Below are 23,419 nucleotides of genomic sequence, written 5' to 3'. Positions count from 1 at the left end.
GTGGTACGGTAAATTTGTAATAAATATCACAGCTCAAAAGTGTCAATAACCCTTCTAAACTGGCAAGGTCACTCTGCCAAATACTAAAGGTTTCGGCTTTTAAATTTGATTACTGAAATTATTATCCTATGGTCGAATATAAAAGAACACTTAATCAACCAATGGATTTTCCTTGAATTTTATTCAGGGTTTTCTTCTGTTGACACAATTTTATCATTTGAAGAATTTAGAGTTTATGACCTCATGCGGTGGATAGCCACCGTCACAAGGCGGATTTCTGCCGATAATTTGCCTTATGAGAAAGTCGGCAAAAACGAGCCGGTGTGCATTGCAGACGAGGTTCCGTTTGACATTCCGGAAACTTGGGAATGGACGAGAGTTAGTTCCCTTGGGAGCATCGTCCGAGGGAGCGGTATAAAAAGAACCGAAACAATCGAAAGCGGAAAGCCCTGTGTTCGCTACGGAGAGTTATACACAACATATCATACGTCCTTCACACAGGCTGTTTCATTTGTTCCAGAAGAATTGTTTGATCGCTGCAAGCATTTTTCTTTCGGAGATATTCTTATGACTCTCACTGGAGAAAACAAACCAGATATAGCAAAAGCAGTAGCATATCTCGGCAATGATGAAATTGCTGCAGGTGGAGATCTTGCTTACTGGACAGCTCATGGGATGAACCCTCTTTACCTCACATATCTCATGGCATCGCCGTATGTGGTTGAACGAAAAGTTAGTCTTGCTACCGGAGATATTATCGTTCATATTTCTGGAGATAAATTAGGAACAATTTTAATTCCGATTCCTCCGCTATCTGAGCAACAGCGTATCGTTGAAAAGATTCTTGAAGCAGAAGTAAAGCTAACAGAATATACTGGCAAAGAAAATTCGTTGAATGTATTACAGAACACTTTCCCCGATGCGTTAAAAAAGTCAATTCTCCAATGGGCAGTTCAAGGCAAACTTGTTCCACAAGATCCTACCGATGAACCTGCTTCTGTGCTTCTGGAACGTATTCGGGCAGAAAAAGAGCAGCTGATTAAAGCAGGCAAAATCAAGCGTGACAAGCACGAATCCGTTATTTTCAGAAGGGATAATTCTCATTATGAGAAGTTGGACGGAATCGAGCGTTGTATCGACGATGAGATACCTTTTGTAATTCCGGACAGCTGGGAATGGTGCAAACTGGGTAGCATAACTACAGTCCAATCCAGCAAACGAGTTTTTGAAAAGGATTATGTAGATGAAGGGATTCCGTTCTTCAGATCTAAGGAAATCGGTGACTTGTATCGAGGTGAAGAAATTCATACGCAACTATTCATAGCAAGAGAACATTATGAACAGTTGAAAAGGGATTATGGGGTGCCGCAGTCAGGCGATATTCTTATCACTTCGGTAGGTACTATCGGAAACTCATGGATTTGTGATGGTAGAGAATTCTATTACAAGGATGGAAATATAACCCAGATACGTGCTTATAACCAGTTATCGTCACAATACATCCAGCTATTTATAAATAGCCCACTATTTACTGAACAGGCACAGTCTACAATTTCAGGAACAGCCTACAATGCTCTAACAATAATCAAATTAAAAAATATGCTGATACCATTACCGCCGTTATCAGAACAACACCGCATCGTTGAAAAACAGCAGGAATTGTTTGATAAGATTGCGCTGATTTAACGCAAAATTGTATAATATCTGGCGAAAGGAGGTCTTTCGCCATGATAGAAAAAGAAAAATTTGAAAGACACTTGAGGGGTACAAACCTCTCAGAAAACACGATTTCATCGTATCTGTTTGCTATAAAGCAGTACGGAGAACAGTACGATGATGTCACCCAGAAAAAGTTGCGTGAGTACAAAGTATGGCTGATCGAGAATTATAAGCCCAAGACGGTTAATCTCCGATTACGAGCCATCAACTGCTACTTGGAATGTATCGGTAAAGAGAAGTGGAAACTCCCCTTTGTCCGAGTGCAGCAGAAAGCTTTTCTGGAAAATGTGATCAGCGAAGCGGATTACGAATATTTCAAGTCATGTCTCAAGAATGACGATGAAATGTTTTGGTATTTTGTAATCCGTTTTCTGGCTGCAACCGGAGCCAGAGTAAGCGAGTTGATCCAGATCAAGGTTGAACATGTTAAGCTTGGTCACCTCGACCTTTATTCCAAAGGCGGAAAGCTACGCAGAATTTACATTCCGAAAGAATTGCAAAAGGAAGCCCTTTCCTGGTTGGCTGAAAAGCACCAGGAGAGCGGCTTCCTTTTTTTGAACAAATATGGGGAACGAATTACCACTCGTGGTATTTCGGGACAGCTGAAAAAACTGGCAGTGAAGTACGGCATCAATCCTGCGGTTGTGTATCCGCATTCGTTTCGCCATAGGTTTGCCAAAAGCTTCTTGGAACGCTGCAATGACATAGCGTTCCTTGCCGATCTCATGGGGCATGAAAGCATCGAAACCACCCGTATTTACCTTAGGAAAACAGCTACAGAGCAGCGAGAAATCGTTGATACAATCGTAGATTGGTAAAAGAAAAGGCATACACTTCGCATTTATGAAGTGTATGCCTTGTTTCACATATTTGCAATCACAGGAAAGATCTCGTCAATCTTCTGAACGATGCGTATCTGTTCACCAGTTGGTGGAATGGGAATAAGAATAGAATTCATCTTCTCTTGATTCATCTTGGGTTGAGCAGTTCCTGTTACATATGGTGCGAGGTTAATTGCGTTGATATACGCAGCCACATACTCCAATAACAATCCAACTGATGAGTCAAGAACATGAGCATGATTGTTAACCCAATACTGCCCCCTCGCAATAAATGCGATTGGTTTGCTACGTGTAAGTAGATTAGCTCCATCTTCGCCTATTAGTAACAACGGCTTTGAAAATAAATATTGGTCAACTTTATCAATAACACCTGAAGCACCATAATAATCGTAGATTTTCTGTAACTTTTCTCGTTCATTAACAGAAAGTGGTATTCTCTCGGCGTCACGGTTAATCATTGCTGTTCCGAAACGTGCCCATGCCCAATTCTGTGGAATCTCAAACGGTATCTCGTCGTCGATACAACGCTCAATTCCGTCCAACTTCTCATAATGAGAAAATTCAGAAATTCAGCTTATCAATGCGATCAAATATCTTGCCAACTTCATCAACAATTCGCTGTTGCTCATTTAGTGGGGGAAGTGGTAGCAAAAAAGTTTTCATTTTTTCTTGCGAAATATTCACCTGTGAAGCTGCCATTCCTGTCATGGCGTCAATAACCAAGTATTGCATTGCCGGACTACTTAATGCAGTCATTACATAATACGGATTCACAAGATCACGCAAATATGATAATCGAACAGTCTTATCCGATAGAATCAAATATTCAGGCTCTCCGTCCACAACGCAAATAACTCCAGTTCTATTTCGAGGGCCAGCTCTGGTTATCAGCAAATCTCCATGATGCACCACCATGGATTCCTGTATGTTGAAATTCAAAGGCAAGACTTTATTTTCTTCAGCCAAAAAGTAACCGTCCTGAATTGCAGTAGTTTTGATAACACCCCATTCACCATTATTTCGAGGACGATTTTCACACTGAGGACTTTTTCCTGCATCTGTCGAAGTTAGTATTGCAGACAATCTAATCCATTCCCAAGAATCTGGTAGTTCAAAAGGAATAATTTCATCGATGTTTTCCTCTTTGGAACCACGCTTTTCATAATGAGAATTATCCCTTCTGAAAATGACGGATTCGTGCTTGTCACGCTTGATCTTACCTGCTTTAATCAGCTGTTCTTTCTCAGCACGAATGCGTTCTAAAAGGACATACGCAGGTTCATCATCGGGATCTTGCGGAACAAGTTTACCTTGAACTGCTTCCTGCAGAATCGACTTTTTGAGTTGAATCGGAAAGTCTTTGTTATAGTCTTGCAGCGCTTTTTCTTTTATGCCATACACATCAGCCATTGGCAAAACCTCAAGAAGTTTTGCTACGATCCGTTCCTGCTCTCCAATAGGAGGAACCGGAATAAACAATTCAGCCACAGTGGATGGACGTAATTCAGTTTGGTTTGTGGAGCCTTCTCCCAACTTTTCAAGATAAGGCTGATGATATTTCAAAGCAAAAAACAAGTAGTCCTCTATCATCTGGTTTCCAGCACGGATAATTGTAACATGAGAATCTGGAACAATAACAAAATCATTTATTCTGTCACTATCATGGAATATTCCAATTCTTCCAAGCGTGCCGTTACCGGTTGAGTTAATGATTATATCTCCATCTGTCATATATTCTTCAACGGGATATTTGTCAAATGTTTTCATATCCAAGAATTTGGCTAATGAAATATCAATCCTACCAAGTTTTACATTGCACTTTTGGGCAAAAACATAGACATTGCTATCATCCGCATACTTTGGAGATTTGCCACGCTTAATTTCCTTGATAGCAAGATCTTTAAGCCTTGCCCATTCCCAAGTTTCCGGAATGTCAAACGGAACCTCGTCTGCAATGCACACCGGCTCGTTTTTGCCGACTTTCTCATAAGGCAAATTATCGGCACCACGGAAGATGTAAGAAGGGTTCTTTTCCTTCTTGATTTTGCCTTCTTTGACGAGCTGTTCTTTTTCTTTTCTTATTCTCTCAAGCAATACAGAAGCCGGCTCATCGTTTGGGTCTTGCGGAACAAGCTTGCCCTGAACAGCCATCTGCAATATTGAGTTTTTCAGCTGTTTCCCGGTCATTATTCTCCCTCCAAATCAATTCCCAATATCTCCGTGATCTGAGCCAGGATACGGTCGATGTCCGCATTCAGGCTTGCTCGTTTTTCCTGATACTGCTGAATCAGTTCCTTCGGCGGCAGAATTTCTTCTTCCTCGTGAGGATAACCACAAAGGTCGATATTATAGTTTCTCGCAGCGATTTCTTCTGCGGTATATTTCTTCGCCTTGTCAAAGCCATCTACATTGATTTCTTCTCTGTTGTTCCACCAATCCATAGCGGGATCAAAGTGCTTCAGTTCCATTGGCTTTGTTTTGGAGAAGTTCTTGTAACCCTCCGGCATATCCAGACGGTAGAACCAAGTTTCCTCGGTCGGCTTTGTATGGTCAAAGAACAGAATGTTGGTGGTGATGGATGTGTACGGCGCAAATACGCTGTGCGGCATACGGATTACAGTATGCAGATTGAACTCAGAGAACAGCTTCTTTTTGATAGCAACCTTGGCATTATCTGTGCCGAACAGGAAGCCATCCGGCAGAATAACAGCCGCACGACCATTCTTTTTCAGACGGTACATGATAACAGACATAAAAAGGTCTGCTGTCTCGCTGCTTGCCAAGTCTGCCGGGAAGTGGTTCTTCACTTCTGTTTTCTCGTTACCGCCGTAAGGAGGATTCATCAGAATAACATCAAACTGGTCATCCCGTGTATAGTCCAAAACATCCTTCAGCAAAGAATTGTCGTGGTAGATCTTCGGCACGTCAATGCCATGCAGCAGCATATTTGTGATGCACAGCATATAAGGGAACTGCTTCTTTTCAATGCCGTAAATGGAAGCATCGTAAGCAGACTGATCCTCTGTTGTTTCGATTTTGGCAGAAAGTTCTTTCAGCCAACTTGTAAGGAAACCGCCAGTACCGCAAGCAAAGTCTGCAACCTGTTCGCCAATCTGCGGATTGATCATCTTTGCCATGAAATCGGTCACAGCACGAGGGGTGTAAAACTCACCGGAAGAACCGGCGCTTTGCAGTTCCTTCAAAATAGTCTCATAAATTTCACCGAAAGCATGGCTTTCCTCATAGTCTCCGAGGTCAAGATCATCAATAACATTGATAACCTGACGGAGCAGAACGCCATCTTTCATGTACTGGTTGGCATCGGCAAAAGTGGTCTGCACGATAGCCTTTTTAATTGGGGTAGATACGTCAACAGGAAGCTTTTTGAGCGTTGGGAACAAGGTGTTGTTCACAAAGTTCAGCAGCTTATCGCCTGTCATTGCAGTACCGGTATGATCGTCAACAGCCCAATTCTGCCAACGGCATTCTTCCGGAATAATGGAAACGTAGTCCTCGTCATCCCATTCCCAATCCTGCTCTTTTGCATCATATACTTTCAGAAAAAGCATCCATGCAATCTGCTCAATACGCTGGGCATCGCCATTGATACCGGCGTCATTGCGCATGATATCACGGAGTCTTTTCACAAATCCTGATAAATTGATCATAGTTTATACCGCCTTAGTATTTTTGCTTCAAATAAGGAACAAATACATCGTAGAACTTCTTACTCCACTCTGCATGGAACTTTGCCATTTGTGTCCAGTCAGCTTCATTTTCGATACTTACACCTTCCAGACGAATGACAATATAAGATCCCTTAGTGTCATCACTGCGCAGCCAGTCTATCTGAGTACCCAAGACAGATTCAATCTCAGATTTGTGACTGTATAAGTAATCAAAGGCTTCCTTATTTCGTTCTTTATTGGAATGTGCAAGTGTCAAATCAACTCTTGCTTTATTGTAATTCGCTACACAAGCAAGGCTAAAACCGCCAATACCGAAGAAACCGCTCAACCAGTTTTCCTTGGATGTAGTGCATCCAGAAAAACAGCCGTGACCAGTTCCATCATCATGTGCCTGCTGAATATAAGGCAGTGCAAATGCCCAATAACAACGACGCAGTTCATAACGTGTACCGGCTTCCTGTGCGGTTCCATCGTCATTTGCATCCTTGAGATAGAAAACCAAATCTTCTTCATTTGCACCGTAAGCTTTGAAGAATTTGCGAAGCATGGAAATCTTCGTGGATGTACTGGTATTTCTCTCCACATAAATATCGGTGTCAATTTGTAGGGCATTTCTCAAATCTTGCGGTTTGTTGCTGACATAGACATCCAAATCGTTGGAAGCCCCCTTGGAGTATGCCAAACGTGACAGAACAGATTTATCTTCTGCATGGAGAATCTTCAAAATCTGCTCCATCATGTCAATCCAACTTGTAACCGGCTGTTCGGTGTTCTTGTAGCCAAAACGAACAATATCACGACCGCTCAGTTCAACATCGTCATCCAGTGAATAGGAATCCATTTGTTTTTCTGCAGGTCTATAGTCCGTTGCAGGAAGCGGCCATATTGTCAATGCACGCTGCATCAGCATCTGATTTCGTGTTTCCAGTTCTGCAAGTCCCCAATGTTCTTGCTGTCCGATCCAGTTATTCATGTAAAGGTGGCTGTCAATGAAGCCGTTTTTCATATCTCGCTTTTCAACAAATGGACTATTGCTGTATTTGGAGTTATATCCAGTCAGAGTCAGGTTTGCCATGCGGTGGAGCCAAGTTTCGTGAATTTCTTCATAGTCTTCACCAAGTTCTTTTACCCATACAGGGGTAAGATGCTGTGGCATGATGTGTTCGATAGAATAGATTCCATCATCACACTGTTTATAGACATTCTGAACTTCCACGGTCCCGTAGTTTTCAAAACGTTCCAAAATATATATCTTATTTTTACTGTTCATCTGATAAACAGGACGAACAGAAAATGCTTCAACAAATTCTCCATCATCCGGGAACCTGCCACGATCAGACTTAGAATTAAGTGCATACTTGAATTTTTCAAGATAGCTGTTATCCGTACCATCGTATCTAATGATTTCTCGATGGAGCATCAAGAAAATCTTATTCAGAGCATTGGTAGGAAGATCGCAAATCGTTCTACGGAACAAGTAATTCTCGGTGTAAAGGAAAATTTCTTTTACATCAGCAAGGGATAATTTACCCGCCTCTTGCAAACGCAAAACTTCAAGGAAGAACGGCCTTGTAACGGTGGTTTCCAAACGATTCAGGCGGTAAATACAAGAATTTAATTCCTTGTCCGCAGTGTTGCCTTTGAGCAGAATTTCGTACCATTTTGCATAGTTCAACAGTTCCTGCAACAATGGCTCGATTTCTGTACCATTTTCCTCGACGAACGCCTTAAATGTGAAGTAGACCTTGCTCATAGAAGGGATAAGCTGCTGTTTTACGCTGAGATAATCACGGACAAACATACTTACATCATAGTCCGTACAAATCTCAATCTTATTCCAGTATTTCTCATAAAAATCATTCTGCTGTTTTGTGGGCAGGCCCATGAGAATGAAGTTCCTGATTTTGTCACCCTCGCTCAGAGCAACACCCGTAGAGTTCAAACTCTCAAAAATCAGCTGCGGATTGTCATCTTGATTCAGCGTAATATTGATGATTTCCAATTTGGTTACTGCTTCATAAAGTTCGTCAAGGGTGATTTCTTCTTTCTGAATGCGAGAATAAAAGTAGTTATAGTTAATTGTGAGATTAGAATCCGGAATATGCTCAGATTCTTCATCAAACAATTTTCCAAAAGCATTTCTATCATTCTTAACAGGTTTCAACTTTATTCTGGTATCATCGTCTTGCCATTCGTCAATCAGGTATGTCTTATAAATCTTCTCTGCAAGATTGCCCTTTTCCGGTGTTAACACACCACTTTTCATCAGGTTATACATTGCGAGCAGAAGCAAAGAAATTGTAGTCAATCGCTGCTGACCATCAATGACCAGATATTCGTTAAATTCGCCATCGTTATGAACAGACACAATGCTACCGAAGAAATGGCTCTTGCGTCCACGGCGGATAACCTTAATCAGGTCATCATAAAGCTGCTTGCAGTTTTCAGTTTTCCAATCATAATTTCTCTGATATACAGGGATGACAAATCGCTTGTCAGACCCCTGCATATAGGAAACGAGTTTAGTTTCAGATCCTTTCATAATTTATACCGCCTCATCTGCGTAAATCGCTTCTTCAAGTTCCTTAACTGCCTGTAAATATCCAGCCTTGCCGCCGAAATAACCGGCAATCTTAGCAGGCTTACCAAGCTTCAGGAACGGGTCAAGTTTCAAAATTTCTGTCTTTTCAATTTCATAAATACCGGTGTTCATGTATTTATCAAGGAGTGCTTCCAACACCTCTTTGGCAACACCGCTGTATTTACTGAGAAAATCACGTTTTTTCACATTGTTGGCTCTCTCTTTACGGGTCAAAGGCTTTTTATCAAATGCCACATGACAGATAAAGTCGAAGTCATCCACATCAGCCATGTTCTGATCTGCTTTCATCAGTTCAAGGTCAATGCCACGCTCCAAAAGCATTTCTTTGATTTTCTCTTTCTTTTTTTCCTTCGACCACTGGCGAATAAAGTTATCCAGAGATGCGTACTCACCACGGATATTTTCCTTGGTGTAATCGACAATACTTTCCTGACGGAGCAGCTTGCCGTTGGTATCATACACGGATACAGTTTTATGGATAATCTCCACCTTACAACCATCACGACCAACAACAGGTTTCACGGTCGGCGGGTTAGGAGGTGTAGGCGGAACCGGAGGATTAGGATCATCTCCCGGCTGTGGTGGTTTATGTCCTGGGAATCCAGGATCAATGACAATCGGGCCATCCCAATCAGGATCAGCAAACAGTCTGCTGACATTACGGAAGTCCATAACCACAAAATGAGTTTTGCCTTCCTTTTCACGCAGTCTGGTGCCACGACCGATAATTTGTTTAAACTCTGTCATAGAGCCAATCATTTCATCCAGAACAATCAGCTTTGTCATCTTACAGTCCGCACCGGTAGACAACAACTTGGATGTGGTCGCAATAACCGGATATGGCGCAGAAACAGAAATGAAGTAATCCAGTTTCTTTTTGCCATAGTCATCGCTGCCGGTAATACGCACAACATAGTCCGGATTCTCTTTGACCATATCAGAGTTCAGGTTGACCAATGCCTGACGCATACGCTCCGCAGCATCTTCTGTAGCACAGAACACGATGGTTTTCGCCATTCTATCTGTGCTTTTCAGATAGCGGGTGATTTCAGATGCAACCTGCTGAATACGATCTTCGATAATGATGTTGTAATCGTAGTCACTATTGGTATAAATACGGTCTTCGATTTCATTGCCGTAAATATCTCTTTGACCCTTTCGAGGACGCCAGCCATCACCGATGTCGGTCATAATATTGATAACCTTGAACGGCGCAAGAAAGCCGTCTTCAATGCCTTCTTTCAGGCTGTACATATAGATAGGTTCGCCAAAGTAACTCAGGTTAGAGATATACTTGGTTTCCTTCGGGGTTGCGGTCATGCCGATCTGAGTAGCAGAATTGAAATATTCCAAAATTCTGCGCCAACGGCTTTCCTCTTTCGCAGAGCCACGATGACACTCATCCACGATGATAAGGTCAAAGAAATCTGGTGTAAACAGTTCGCTGAAATGTTCCTTATCATCGTCACCAACCAACTGCTGATACAGAGAGAAATATACCTCATGGGAAGTAATGGTACTCTTATCATCCTTGGCAACATTGATTTTATGAATAACCTTTTCCAGCGGAGCGAAGTCCTGCTGAATAGACTGATCCACAAGAATATTGCGGTCAGCAAGATAAAGAATCTTACGCCTCAAACCACTTTGCAGCATACGATAAACGATCTGGAAAGCAGTATAGGTTTTACCCGTACCAGTAGCCATGACGAGCAGCAAACGGTTCTGACCTCTTGCAATGGCATCTACGGTTCTGTTAATAGCAATACGCTGATAGTAACGAGGAGGATATGTATTCTGGCTGCTGTAATAAGGCTGCTCAATTAACGCTTCCTGCGCCGGTGTCATTCTGGACTCCTGCTTGAAGCGGGCAACCAGTTCAGCTTCTGTCGGGAACTCATCCAGACCAAACTGACGCTCTTTTCCTGTAAGGAAATCATGTTCCGCAAACCCGTCACCATTAGAGCTATAGGCAAATGGAAGATCAAGCATCTGAGCATAGGTCATGGCCTGCTGTAGACCATGAGAAATACTGTGATTGTTGTCCTTTGCTTCAATAATGGCAATCGGGTTGTTTGCGTTCAGATACAGAATATAGTCTGCTCGCTTTGGCTTTTCTCGGAACACAAAGTTACCCTTCAAGTTGATTCTTCCGTCCGTAATCTGTGTCTCCATTGTGATTTTACCCCTGTCCCACTTAGAGATAATCGAAGGAGTAATGTACTGCAATTTAATATCTTCTTCAGACATTGCCTTTTTCGGTAGTATTGTACTCATTTGCATATCCTCCTTCCATGCTCGTCATACATGAAAGCTTCTCATAATCCGAAATTATCGGAACCTGCATTTAAAAAAACATCTCATTTCCCAAAGTGTCAAATTGACACTTTGGAATGAGCCTTTGACACTTTGGAAATCTTCCTTCTTAATAAGCGATCCTGAAATAGTCCAAATATGCTTTATATTTATCCTGTGCGGTCAAACACGTGTCTGTCAGGTAGCCTTTTTCGTTATTCCACTCTTTCAATCCTCGGTAATAGAACATCTTCAGATTATCCTCAATAATGAAAGGAACAATATTATATTTCAGGCATTCCTTGAACATAATCAATCTGCCCACACGACCGTTGCCGTCTTGGAACGGATGGATTCGCTCAAACTTTACATGGAAGTCCAGAATATCCTCAAAAGTCTTTTCTTCCTTGGCATTGTATTCTGTCAGTAACACTTTCATCTTATCGGCAACTTCTTCCGGAAGGGCGGTATCCATACCACCAACCTCATTTGGAAGTTTCTTGTAGTCACCAACAGCGAACCAGTCTTTTCTGGAATCGCTGGTTCCGTTCTTTAACATCAGGTGAAGCTCCTTGATAAACTTCTCTGTCAAAGCGGCTTTCGCATGATCAATAATCATATCAATGCAACGGAAATGATTTGCCGTTTCAATCACATCGTCAACATTGAGGACTTCATTTTCTACGCCGATCGTATTGGTTTCAAAAATATACCTGGTCTGATCGTGAGTCAGACGGCTGCCCTCGATGTGGTTGGAATTGTATGTCAAATCGATCTGTGTCTTATGGTAAATGCCGCCGGAGTATTTGCTTGCCTTCTGCTCTTTCAGAATGTCCAAGAGGGTGATCGGTTCCTCTTTTCTCTTGTTGGTACGCTCCGGTTTTTCAGCATTTTCGGGAATATTCCAAGTCTTGCCGGTAAGAAACGCTCCATTCACACGTCCTTGGGCACAATAGTTTCTAACACTACGCTCCGACACATCCCATTTTTTTGCTATCTCTGCAACCGAAAAGTATCGCATCTGCTATCCTCCGTCATAAATCGAATCAAAAAACTACACTAATCTACTGTATAGTATATCACATTATCGGCAAAAATATCAACTACTTTCAGAATTAATAACTTATTTTTGCCGTCACAGGAAACCTTGTTTCATTCCATCTAACCCGCTTTCACACCAAATCATATAAAATCGTGATATGAATCACATTATTATCAATAACTATGTGATAAGCAACCAACGCACAAATCAAAAGGCTGGATACTACCTCTTTCGAAGTAATATCCAGCCTTGTTTTTGGATTGTTAATCTTCCATAATCTCAACCATCATCCTGGCACCCAACTTAAAACTGTTCTGGAACAGCAGGCAGTCCGTAATGGTCTGATACTCACGCACGCAATCTGTGTATTTCTCAAACAGCTCCTTCTGCTCATCCGTCATGGTAGCTCGGAGCTTTTCTTCGTTCCTACAGATAAGCTCCAGTAGCTTCTTATACTCCTTGCAGGAAGAAGTATCATATTCCATTGGCTCAATATTGCCATACCAAAATTCTTCCAGCAAGCTCATACCACATCCTCCCCGTAAATTAATTCTCGGAGGACAATTTCCTCTGCCCAGTTATGGATGCTGTTCATAGCCTTGATCCAAGCCATCTGGTCATTCTCTTTCAATTCATCAGTCACTGACTCGGCTTCCTGCACCTGCCTTATTATCAGCTGCAATCTGCTCTGCGCCTGCTCATTCAGATCGGCAAGATAAGTCCAAAGTTGACCTTCCAGAACCAGATCATTGAACCTCATCGGCTTGTGTTCCTTGAGATAATCACGGTGCATCCGACCGTACTTTCCAATGGTTCGTTCTTCGTTAGGGAGTTTCAGATCCGGAATGTAGTAATCTCCTGCCAGCACATAATTCATATCATTGATGTTCATTTTGTTTTCCATAAACTTGACCTCGATTTCATGATTTTTGTCACATCGAGACTCACTGGTGTAGTAGTGGTGTAGTAACACCACCCTCAAGTCAGAAAAACCTTGATATTACTGGGTTTTTAGAGATTTCTACAAATAATGCCGTGGCAGATGAAAAGTACTTTATTCATAGTTTAGTTTCTCCTTGATTTGCCCCGGAATGCCCTGTTTTGCAAGGGTTTCTGGGGTTATGGTGATATGCTCTGAAATTATAGATTGTGGCAAATTAGAGCAAGATTTAGCAAGTTGCTACTACCTGTTAGTAGTAAAGTTGGTAGTAAAACGAAAATTCTTACTACTAAGGATTTATACTCAATTCTACATGCGACCTAAGCATTACTCTAAATATACACTCATATAAGTCATCATAGTTCTTTTTAACATCAGCTTTTTCTAATGCTGCTATATAGTTTTTCTTTTCTTCAACTTTTATGTATATAGGAGTTAGGCCAGCTCTTACCAACTGGACATTCATAAATGCCCTCGTTGTTCTTCCATTACCTTCTGGAAAAGGGTGAATTACTGTAATTCTATGATGCACTCTAATTACATGTTTAATATAATCACTCACTTTAATGTTGGATTTCTCTTCAAAAAACTTTCTTACATCAGCATCCACTTTGGCTAATTCACTAAAAATATCATGGTAGTCTACTGCCTCAAACTTAGCGCCCGAAATCACTACATTATTCTGTCTTGGATTGCCACCAAACTCTGGATGTGGATAGTATGCGAACAAATCTTTATTTAGTTTAAATGAATCATATACATTTAACGAATCTTTAACCGGCAAGGCAAAAATATCTTGATACATTAAATAATGCCCTGCAACAGATAAGTATGCTTCATTTTCTTCCGTACAATATTGGCTATTTTACAAATTGTTACGCAAATCAGTTACGATTTCTGATGCTTCTTCAATAGAAACATCTAGCCCTTCCATCCTACTATCATTATAAATATATGTATTTTCAAATACATATTTAGCATGTTTATTTGGAGCAAATCTCAACTGTTCAGCATAGTTATCTATCAAATCAGAATACAAATTTTCATAAGACATTTCTAATTCTTTTCTTTTTATGTCCGGCTTATATTTTCTGATTCTCTTTGTCAATTCTTTGCTCTCAATATCGCCTTCAACAGCATGTATTTTATATGCAATTCTTCTTACATACGATTCAAAACTAACTCCAAAGTAATCTGCTATTTTTAATATATCATCAAAATTGACATTTCCATTGGAGTCTTTATACTCATTCACTTTTACCTTCAGCTTACCCATTGGCATTAATAAAGCCGAAGCAAATGCATCAGCGAAGTATTCAGATGCATTCTTTTAACCTATTGGACAAGCAACCTGTTTATCCGCATCTCTAAAGTGATGACACAACTCATGTGTCGCAGTAAATCTTTGTCTAGTAATTGGTCTATTGGAATTAATACCTACTATAGCTATATCGTTATCTGACTGAGAGGGTACATATACGCCTTCCAGCTTATTAAAATTTCGTATCACAAAACTAACCCCTTCGTTTTTCAACATTTTGAACGGGCTAATAGGATATTCTATCTCTGAATTACCAAAATAGGCAGCCAAATATGCGGCCGCCATACTTTCTGCATCTCCATAATTCTTAGCATTTGATTTAAAATATACCATTTAACTCCTCTGCATTTTCATCTGCTCTTTGAACTTAATCAAATTCATAATTTCAGCCTGATCATTCTCATCTAACTTTTCAAAGCTTCTTGCAAACACTGTCGCTGGCTGACTTATCTTATTTTCATTTAATAAAGCATCTGCTGTTACACCAAATAACTCACTCAGTCTTGAAACATCTTCTGCTGTGATTTTTCTCTTACCATTTTCCATCTGAGTATATGTTGCACGATTAATTCCCAAAAAATTAGCGACGTACTCCTGTGAAAGATGAAGCTGGTTTCTAAAATTCTTAATTCTCTCATTAATACCCATCATTGTTCTTCCTCCTTAAAATGCCAGCTAATTCATTATAATCCGTGTCGTTAGATTTCGCAACAGTTTTTTGTTAGTATTTCTAACATTTTATATAAATAACGCCCCAGCCATCAAAAGCCGGAGCGCTACCACTCTTCTGTATTACACAACCTTAAACATCTTCTGTGACATCGGTTTCTCATTTTTCTTTTCTATCTCTGCCTGTGCCTTTCTGAACTTCTCAAGCTTTCGCAGCTCTTCCTCGGCATCGTCAAAGCTGATATGCGTATACACATTCATCGTGACGCTTATATCAGAATGTCCCATAAGATACTGAAGTTAGGATTCATACCGGCTTTAGCTTGGTTGCTACAGTAGGTATGCCTGCACACATGAGGCGTGATGTTTGACATCTGCACTCTGTAGATGTCGTTGTACCTACCAACCATATGATTGAAGCGATGTTGCCAGTGCATGGCCACATAGCAGGTGGTTTATTTTATTGCTGATACAACAAGAAATAGGACCTTTCGCATAAACGAATGGTCCTATTTCTTCTTTCTTATTCTTCGGTCAGATCTTCTGCTTCCTCAGCTTCCAAAGCTTCCGCTTCGTCCTCTGCCTCTGTCAGATCCAGAGTTTCGTCCAGATCGATGTCTTCATCGAAATCCAGCTCAGCCTCTTCGTCCACATCGGTATCCAGTTTTACGTTCTGATAACGCTTCATACCGGTTCCGGCCGGAATCAGCTTACCAATCAGTACGTTCTCCTTCAGACCGATCAGCGGGTCAACCTTACCCTTGATAGCGGCCTCTGTCAGAACCTTGGTGGTCTCCTGGAAGGACGCTGCAGACAGGAAGGAATTTGTAGCCAGAGACGCCTTGGTGATACCAAGCATAATCTGCTTTCCTTCTGCGGGCTGCTTGCCCTCTGCGATCAGACGCTCATTGGCATCCTCATACTCCAGAATATCTACCAGTGTACCCGGCAGGAACTCGGAATCTCCGTTGTCCTCGATGCGAATCTTCTTCAGCATCTGGTGTACCAGCATCTCGATATGCTTGTCGGCGATTTCTACACCCTGCAGACGGTATACACGCTGAACCTCACGGATCATGTAATCCTGTACGGCGCGTACGCCCTTGATCTTCAGGATATCGTGGGGGTTCACGCTACCTTCGGTCAGCTCGTCGCCGGCCTCCAGTACCTGTCCGTCCTGAACCTTGATACGGGAACCGTAAGGAATCAGATATACCTTGGACTCGCCGTCTGCGGCTGTCACCTGAATCTCGCGCTTCTTCTTGGTATCCAGAATGGTAACGGTTCCGGCGATCTCTGTGATGATTGCAAGTCCCTTCGGCTTTCTTGCCTCGAAAAGCTCCTCGACACGGGGAAGACCCTGTGTGATATCTCCACCTGCGACACCGCCGCTGTGGAAGGTTCTCATGGTCAGCTGGGTACCCGGCTCACCGATAGACTGTGCCGCGATGATACCGACTGCCTCACCTACCTGTACAGCCTCACCGGTAGCCATGTTCGCGCCGTAGCACTTCGCGCATACACCGATGTGTGATTTACAGGTCAGGATGGTACGGATCTTCAGGCTGTCAATGGGGTTGCCGTCTTTATCTACGCCATTTTTTATAATAGCGGCTGCACGTCTCGGCGTAATCATATGATTTGCCTTAACGAGTACATTGCCGTCCTTGTCGTATACCGTCTCGCACGCAAAACGTCCTGTAATACGATCCTGCAGGCTCTCGATCTCTTCCTTGCCGTCCATGAAGGCTTTTACTACCATACCCGGAATCTCGTCCTTGCCCTCGCAGCAGTCCACCTCGCGGACAATCAGATCCTGGGATACGTCTACCATTCGACGGGTCAGGTAACCGGAGTCTGCGGTACGCAGAGCGGTATCGGACATACCCTTTCGTGCTCCATGCGCTGACATGAAGTATTCCAGAACGTCCAGACCCTCACGGAAGTTAGACTTGATAGGAAGCTCGATGGTGTGACCGGTTGTATCAGCCATCAGTCCTCGCATACCTGCAAGCTGCTTGATCTGCTTATCGGAACCACGGGCTCCGGAGTCAGCCATCATGTAGATGTTGTTGTAACGATCCAGACCATCCAGCAGTGCCTTTGTCAGGATTGCGTCCGTGTCCTTCCAGGTCTCAACAACTTCCTTATAACGCTCTTCCTCGGTAATCAGACCACGCTTATAGTTACGTGTAATCTTATCTACGGTATCCTGTGCCTTCTGAATCAGCTCCGGCTTCTCAGGCGGCACGGTCATGTCGGAAATGGATACGGTCATAGCCGCACGGGTGGAATACTTGTATCCCATAGCCTTGATATCGTCCAGCACCTCTGCGGTTCTGGTGGCTCCGTGTGTATTGATAACCTTCTCCAGAATCTGCTTCAGACCCTTCTTGCCTACGTGGAAGTCTACTTCCAGTACCAGCTCATTGCCCGGAATCGTACGGTCTACAAAACCCAGATCCTGCGGCAGAATCTCATTGAAGAGGAAGCGGCCCAGGGTAGACTCTACGATAGCCGACATCTCTGTTTCGTCTGCCATGGTTCTTGTTACGCGGACCTTGATTCTGGACTGCAGACGGATAATTTTATTTTCATACGCAAGAATTGCTTCGTTCAGGTTCTTAAAGAACTTGCCTTCACCCTGAATGCCCGGACGCTCCTGTGTCAGGTAATAGATACCCAGGACCATATCCTGAGACGGTACGGCCACGGGGCCTCCGTCAGACGGCTTCAGCAGGTTGTTCGGAGAGAGCAGAAGGAAACGGCACTCCGCCTGTGCCTCTACGGACAGGGGAAGATGCACTGCCATCTGGTCTCCGTCGAAGTCCGCGTTAAATGCGGTACAAACCAGCGGATGCAGCTTGATAGCCTTACCCTCTACCAGAATCGGCTCGAAGGCCTGGATACCAAGACGATGCAGAGTAGGAGCACGGTTCAGCATAACCGGATGCTCTTTGATGACGTCTTCCAGTACATCCCATACCTCCGGCTGTACCTGACGCTCTACCATTTTCTTTGCGCTCTTGATGTTGTGCGCGGTACCGTTCTGTACCAGCTCCTTCATAACGAAGGGCTTGAACAGCTCGATCGCCATCTCCTTCGGGAGACCGCACTGATAAATCTTCAGCTCCGGACCAACGACGATAACGGAACGTCCGGAATAGTCAACACGCTTACCCAGAAGGTTCTGACGGAAACGTCCGGATTTACCCTTCAGCATGTCAGACAGGGACTTCAGCGCTCTGTTGCCCGGGCCGGTAACAGGACGGCCACGGCGTCCGTTGTCGATCAGGGCGTCTACCGCCTCCTGCAGCATACGCTTCTCGTTGCGGACAATGATATCCGGCGCGCCCAGCTCCAGAAGACGGGCGAGACGGTTATTTCTGTTGATAATTCTACGATACAGATCGTTCAGGTCGGAGGTTGCGAAACGTCCTCCGTCCAGCTGTACCATGGGACGCAGATCGGGCGGGATAACCGGAACCGCATCCAGGATCATCCACTCCGGCTTATTTCCGGACTCGCGGAAGGCCTCTACGACCTCCAGACGCTTGATGATACGGGCACGCTTCTGTCCGCTGGCCTCCTTCAGGCCTGCCTTCAGTTCTGCGGACTCCTTTTCCAGATCGATGGCCTGCAGCAGTTCCTTTACGGACTCTGCACCCATCCCTACACGGAAGCGGCTGCCATACTTCTCGCGCATATCCTGATACTCTTTCTCAGACAGCACCTGCTTGTACTGCAGCTCTGTGTCGCCTGCATCCAGTACGATGTAGGAAGCAAAGTACAGTACCTTCTCCAGTGTACGGGGAGACAGGTCAAGGATCAGTCCCATACGGCTGGGAATGCCCTTGAAGTACCAGATATGGGACACCGGAGCGGCCAGCTCGATATGGCCCATACGCTCACGGCGGACATTGGATTTTGTAACCTCTACTCCACAACGGTCGCAGATTACGCCCTTATAGCGAATCTTCTTGTACTTTCCGCAGTGGCACTCCCAGTCCTTGCTGGGTCCGAAGATTCTTTCACAGAATAAGCCGTCTTTTTCCGGTTTCAGAGTTCTGTAATTGATGGTCTCCGGCTTTTTAACCTCGCCTCTGGACCACTCCCGGATCTTCTCCGGGGACGCAAGTCCAATCCGAATCGCGTCAAAGGTCATCGGCTGATATACAGCCTGATTCGTTGTTTCTGGCATGAATGGCACTCCCTTCCTTATTCTTCTTCAAAATCTCCGTCGAAATCAGAGAAATCCTCGTCAGCATCGTCCGGATTCTCTTCTACGTCAACCAGTTCTCCTCCATCGTCAAACTCCTGCTTGCTGAAACCGTAATCGCCATAGGAATCCTCATCGTCCTTATAGCGGCGGTCTCCCTCAATGATAGAGCGCAGGTCGGTGCTGTCGCTGTACTCGCTGGTCTCCATGATCTCGACCTCTGTATTATCCTCTCTCAGTACTCTCACATCCAGACCCAGGGACTGAAGCTCTTTCAGAAGTACCTTGAAGGACTCGGGAATACCCGGCTTCGGAATATTATCACCCTTGATAATGGCCTCGTAAGTCTTTACACGACCGATTACGTCGTCGGACTTCATGGTCAGAATCTCCTGCAGGGTATAAGATGCGCCGTAGGCCTCCAGAGCCCACACCTCCATCTCTCCGAAACGCTGTCCACCGAACTGTGCCTTACCACCCAGCGGCTGCTGAGTAACCAGGGAGTACGGTCCTGTGGAACGGGCATGAATCTTATCGTCTACCAGGTGATGCAGCTTCAGGTAATGCATGTGACCGATGGTTACAGCGCCGTCAAAGTAGTCGCCTGTACGTCCGTCACGCAGCCGCACCTTTCCGTCTCTGGAAATCGGAACGCCCTTCCAGAGCTTTCTGTGTTCACGGTTCTCATCCAGATACTGTACAACCTCCGGATGCAGTTCCTCGCCGTGCTTTCCGAGGAAGGTCTCGCCAGCCCAGGGCTTACCGTCTGCTGTGGTTTCCTCGCCTTTTTCCTTCCACTCCGCGCACTCCGCATCATCGAACGGAAGATTTACATAATCGTTTGCCAGATCCAGCGTATCCATGATATCGCTCTCGTTCGCGCCGGAGAATACCGGTGTGGAAACGTTGAAGCCCAGGGCCTTCGCAGCCAGGCTCAGATGAATCTCCAGCACCTGTCCGATATTCATACGGGACGGCACGCCCAAGGGGTTCAGTACGATATCCAGCGGACGTCCGTTGGGCAGGAACGGCATATCCTCTACCGGAAGTACACGGGAAACGACACCCTTGTTTCCGTGACGGCCTGCCATTTTATCTCCTACGGAAATCTTACGCTTCTGGGCAATATAGATACGGACTGCCTGATTTACGCCCGGAGACAGCTCGTCGCCGTTCTCTCTGGTAAATACTTTGGCGTCTACGACAATACCATACTCACCGTGCGGTACCTTCAGGGAGGTATCACGGACCTCGCGGGCCTTCTCACCAAAGATGGCGCGCAGCAGTCTCTCCTCTGCGGTAAGCTCTGTCTCTCCCTTCGGAGTAACCTTACCTACCAGAATATCGCCTGCGCGGACCTCTGCACCGATACGGATAATTCCACGCTCGTCCAGATCCTTCAGCGCGTCATCGCCTACGCCCGGAACGTCTCTTGTGATCTCTTCCGGTCCCAGCTTGGTATCACGGGATTCTGCCTCATATTCCTCAATGTGAATTGAGGTGTATACATCATCCTCTACCAGACGCTCACTTAAGAGTACCGCGTCCTCGTAGTTATAGCCTTCCCAGGTCATAAAGCCGATCAGCGGGTTCTTACCAAGCGCAAGCTCTCCGCCAGAGGTGGAAGGACCGTCTGCGATTACGTCGCCCTTCTTTACCTTATCGCCCTTAAATACAACCGGTCTCTGGTTGTAGCAGTTGCTCTGGTTGCTTCGTGAGAATTTGGTCAGACGATATACGTCCTTGGTTCCGTCCTCACACTTGATGGTAATCTCATTGGATACGGAACGCTCTACCACACCGTCATGCTTTGCAACTACGCATACGCCGGAGTCTACCGCAGTCTTAACTTCGATTCCTGTTCCGACTACCGGAGCCTCTGTGGTCAGAAGCGGCACGGCCTGACGCTGCATGTTGGATCCCATCAGCGCACGGTTCGCGTCATCGTTCTGCAGGAACGGAATCAGCGCTGTCGCTACAGAGAATACCATTCGCGGAGATACGTCCATGTAATCGAACATGGAGCGCTCGTACTCCTGGGTCTCCTCGCGGTAACGACCGGATACATTCTTATGAATGAAATGTCCCTCTTCGTCCAGCGGCTCATTCGCCTGCGCCACATGATAATTATCCTCTTCATCAGCGGTCATATAGACTACCTCTTCTGTGACACGCGGATTCTTCGGATCTTCCTTGTCAATCTTACGGTACGGAGTCTCAATAAAGCCGTACTCATTGATTCTTGCGTAGGACGCAAGAGAGTTGATCAGACCGATGTTCGGTCCCTCAGGGGTCTCGATGGGGCACATTCTTCCGTAATGGGAGTAATGTACGTCTCGAACCTCGAATCCTGCACGGTCTCTGGACAGACCGCCCGGTCCCAGTGCGGACAGACGACGCTTATGTGTCAGCTCGCCCAGCGGGTTGTTCTGGTCCATGAACTGTGACAGCTGGGAGGATCCGAAGAACTCCTTCACTGCAGCAGTTACCGGCTTGATATTAATCAGGGACTGCGGTGTAATGTTGTCCTGATCCTGGGTAGTCATACGCTCACGTACGGTACGCTCCATTCTGGAAAGACCGATACGGTACTGGTTCTGAAGCAGCTCGCCTACCGCACGGATACGACGGTTACCCAGATGGTCGATATCGTCCTCGTTACCGATACCATACTCCAGATGCAGGTTATAGTTGATGGAAGCAATGATATCTTCCTTGGTAATATGCTTCGGAATCAGCTCGTGGATCTCGCGCTTAATCGCTTCCTTGATATCCTCGATGCTTTCATTTTCTTCCAGTATCTTTTTCAGCGCCGGATAATATACTAATTCTGTAATACCCAGCTCCTCCGGATCTACATCTACGTAGTAGCGCAGATCTACCATCATACTGGAGATTACGCGGACATCGCGTTCCTCTGTCTGAATCATAACGAACGGTACGGCTGCGTTCTGGATCTCATCTGCCAGCTCGCGGCTTACCTCGGTGCCTGCCTCTGCCAGAATCTCTCCGGTCTGTGTATCTACCACATCCTCTGCCAGCACATGACCGGTAATCCGGTTGCGCAGCATCAGCTTTTTATTGAATTTGTAACGTCCAACCTTTGCCAGATCGTATCTTCTGGGATCGAAGAACATACTCATGATCAGGCTCTCCGCGCTGTCCACTGCCAGCGGCTCGCCCGGACGGATCTTCTTATACAGCTCCAGAAGACCTTCCTGATAGCTCTCTGCCGTATCCTTTGCCAGAGTTGCCAGGATCTTCGGCTCCTCACCGAACAGATCTACGATCTCCGGGTTGGTTCCGTAGCCCAGAGCACGAATCAGAACTGTTACGGGAACCTTTCTGGTACGGTCTACACGTACATAAAATACATCGTTGGAATCTGTCTCATACTCCAGCCATGCACCACGGTTCGGAATAACCGTACAGGAATAGAGGCCCTTTCCTAATTTATCATGATCAATCGCATAGTAAATTCCAGGGGAACGAACAAGCTGGCTGACGATAACACGTTCTGCGCCGTTGATCACAAATGTACCTGTCTCCGTCATCAGCGGCAGGTCACCCATGAAAATTTCATGTTCATTGATTTCGTCTGTCTCTTTATTATAAAGACGTACCTTTACCTTCAGGGGAGCTGCGTAAGTCGCATCTCTTTCCTTGCATTGTTCAATCGTATATTTGAGCTCATCCTCACCGGTACAGAGCGTGAAGTCCACAAAATCCAGACTCAGACGTCCGCTGTAATCGGCGATGGGAGAGATGTCATCGAACACTTCTCGAAGACCTTCCCGAAGGAACCAATCGTAGGAATCCTTCTGGACCTCTATGAGGTTCGGCATCTCCAGGACTTCTTTCTGTCTGGAATAGCTCATTCTGAAGTTCTTACCGGTTGTGACCGGACGTATTCTGTTCTTTTCCATTGACGTTCACCCCTTATTTAATATGGAAGTATTGCACATTTCGTCATTTTGCACAAAAGCGCCTAATGAATTCAGAGCCTAGCTCACCACAATAGTGCACCGTACATGATACCATAAAGCAAGGTCTAAGTCAAGTATTTTTTGTGATTTATGGA

The 23,419-nt window shown here is 44.7% G+C and carries 14 protein-coding genes and 2 pseudogenes; 2 read left to right on the top strand and 14 right to left on the bottom strand.

The features are described 5' to 3' along the window. Nucleotides 1-105 precede the first annotated feature (105 nt). A complete protein-coding gene (locus ACTNCH_RS09465; RefSeq protein WP_441038340.1) occupies nt 106-1,686 on the top strand; it encodes a restriction endonuclease subunit S in 1,581 nt (526 codons plus the stop codon). Between the two features lie 41 nt (nt 1,687-1,727). After that, nucleotides 1,728-2,537 (top strand): tyrosine-type recombinase/integrase, encoded by an 810-nt coding sequence (locus tag ACTNCH_RS09460; RefSeq protein ID WP_441019515.1) that lies wholly within the window; start codon nt 1,728-1,730, stop codon nt 2,535-2,537. Nucleotides 2,538-2,581: 44 nt separating this feature from the next. On the opposite strand, the gene ACTNCH_RS09455 is transcribed toward ACTNCH_RS09460, so the two are convergent. The 14 genes and pseudogenes from ACTNCH_RS09455 to rpoB form a co-directional block, all read right to left on the bottom strand. Next, nucleotides 2,582-3,103, bottom strand: coding sequence for a restriction endonuclease subunit S (locus tag ACTNCH_RS09455; RefSeq protein ID WP_441019514.1), 522 nt, complete (start codon nt 3,101-3,103; stop codon nt 2,582-2,584). Nucleotides 3,104-3,122: 19 nt separating this feature from the next. Then, a complete protein-coding gene (locus ACTNCH_RS09450) occupies nt 3,123-4,748 on the bottom strand; it encodes a restriction endonuclease subunit S (protein WP_441038339.1) in 1,626 nt (541 codons plus the stop codon). Continuing rightward, nucleotides 4,748-6,229 (bottom strand): type I restriction-modification system subunit M, encoded by a 1,482-nt coding sequence (locus ACTNCH_RS09445; RefSeq protein ID WP_441018811.1) that lies wholly within the window; start codon nt 6,227-6,229, stop codon nt 4,748-4,750. Before ACTNCH_RS09445 ends, ACTNCH_RS09450 begins: the two co-directional genes overlap by 1 nt. A gap of 13 nt (nt 6,230-6,242) precedes the next feature. Next, entirely contained in the window at nt 6,243-8,792 is a 2,550-nt protein-coding gene (locus ACTNCH_RS09440) for a DUF4268 domain-containing protein (protein ID WP_441018809.1), read from the bottom strand. Between the two features lie 3 nt (nt 8,793-8,795). Next, a complete protein-coding gene (gene hsdR / locus ACTNCH_RS09435) occupies nt 8,796-11,129 on the bottom strand; it encodes an EcoAI/FtnUII family type I restriction enzme subunit R (RefSeq protein ID WP_441018807.1) in 2,334 nt (777 codons plus the stop codon). A gap of 148 nt (nt 11,130-11,277) precedes the next feature. Beyond that, a complete protein-coding gene (locus ACTNCH_RS09430; protein WP_441018805.1) occupies nt 11,278-12,168 on the bottom strand; it encodes a Fic family protein in 891 nt (296 codons plus the stop codon). A gap of 284 nt (nt 12,169-12,452) precedes the next feature. Then, nucleotides 12,453-12,716, bottom strand: a complete 264-nt coding sequence (locus ACTNCH_RS09425; RefSeq protein WP_441018803.1) for a DUF6809 family protein — start codon at nt 12,714-12,716, stop codon at nt 12,453-12,455. Beyond that, on the bottom strand, nt 12,713-13,093 hold the full coding sequence (locus tag ACTNCH_RS09420) for a TnpV protein (RefSeq protein ID WP_441018801.1): 381 nt from the start codon (nt 13,091-13,093) through the stop codon (nt 12,713-12,715). Before ACTNCH_RS09420 ends, ACTNCH_RS09425 begins: the two co-directional genes overlap by 4 nt. A 325-nt stretch (nt 13,094-13,418) precedes the next feature. Further along, complete coding sequence (locus tag ACTNCH_RS09415) at nt 13,419-13,934, bottom strand: Fic family protein (protein WP_441018799.1); 516 nt, start codon at nt 13,932-13,934, stop codon at nt 13,419-13,421. 60 nt (nt 13,935-13,994) lie between these two features. After that, a pseudogene (locus ACTNCH_RS09410) lies at nt 13,995-14,666 on the bottom strand (ImmA/IrrE family metallo-endopeptidase). Between the two features lie 117 nt (nt 14,667-14,783). Further along, nucleotides 14,784-15,101, bottom strand: coding sequence for a helix-turn-helix domain-containing protein (locus tag ACTNCH_RS09405; protein WP_441018797.1), 318 nt, complete (start codon nt 15,099-15,101; stop codon nt 14,784-14,786). Between the two features lie 141 nt (nt 15,102-15,242). Continuing rightward, nucleotides 15,243-15,562: pseudogene (locus tag ACTNCH_RS09400) on the bottom strand (tyrosine-type recombinase/integrase); the annotation flags it as partial. Nucleotides 15,563-15,642: 80 nt separating this feature from the next. Further along, a complete protein-coding gene (rpoC, locus tag ACTNCH_RS09395) occupies nt 15,643-19,320 on the bottom strand; it encodes a DNA-directed RNA polymerase subunit beta' (protein WP_441018795.1) in 3,678 nt (1,225 codons plus the stop codon). Nucleotides 19,321-19,337: 17 nt separating this feature from the next. Beyond that, entirely contained in the window at nt 19,338-23,264 is a 3,927-nt protein-coding gene (gene rpoB, locus ACTNCH_RS09390) for a DNA-directed RNA polymerase subunit beta (RefSeq protein WP_441018793.1), read from the bottom strand. Nucleotides 23,265-23,419 lie beyond the last annotated feature (155 nt).

It is taken from the genome of Candidatus Merdisoma sp. HCP28S3_D10, from assembly GCF_052065835.1.
GTDB lineage: Bacteria > Bacillota > Clostridia > Lachnospirales > Lachnospiraceae > Laedolimicola.
Note: the sequence above shows the minus strand (reverse complement) of the source record. Positions and strands in the feature narration are given on the sequence as shown.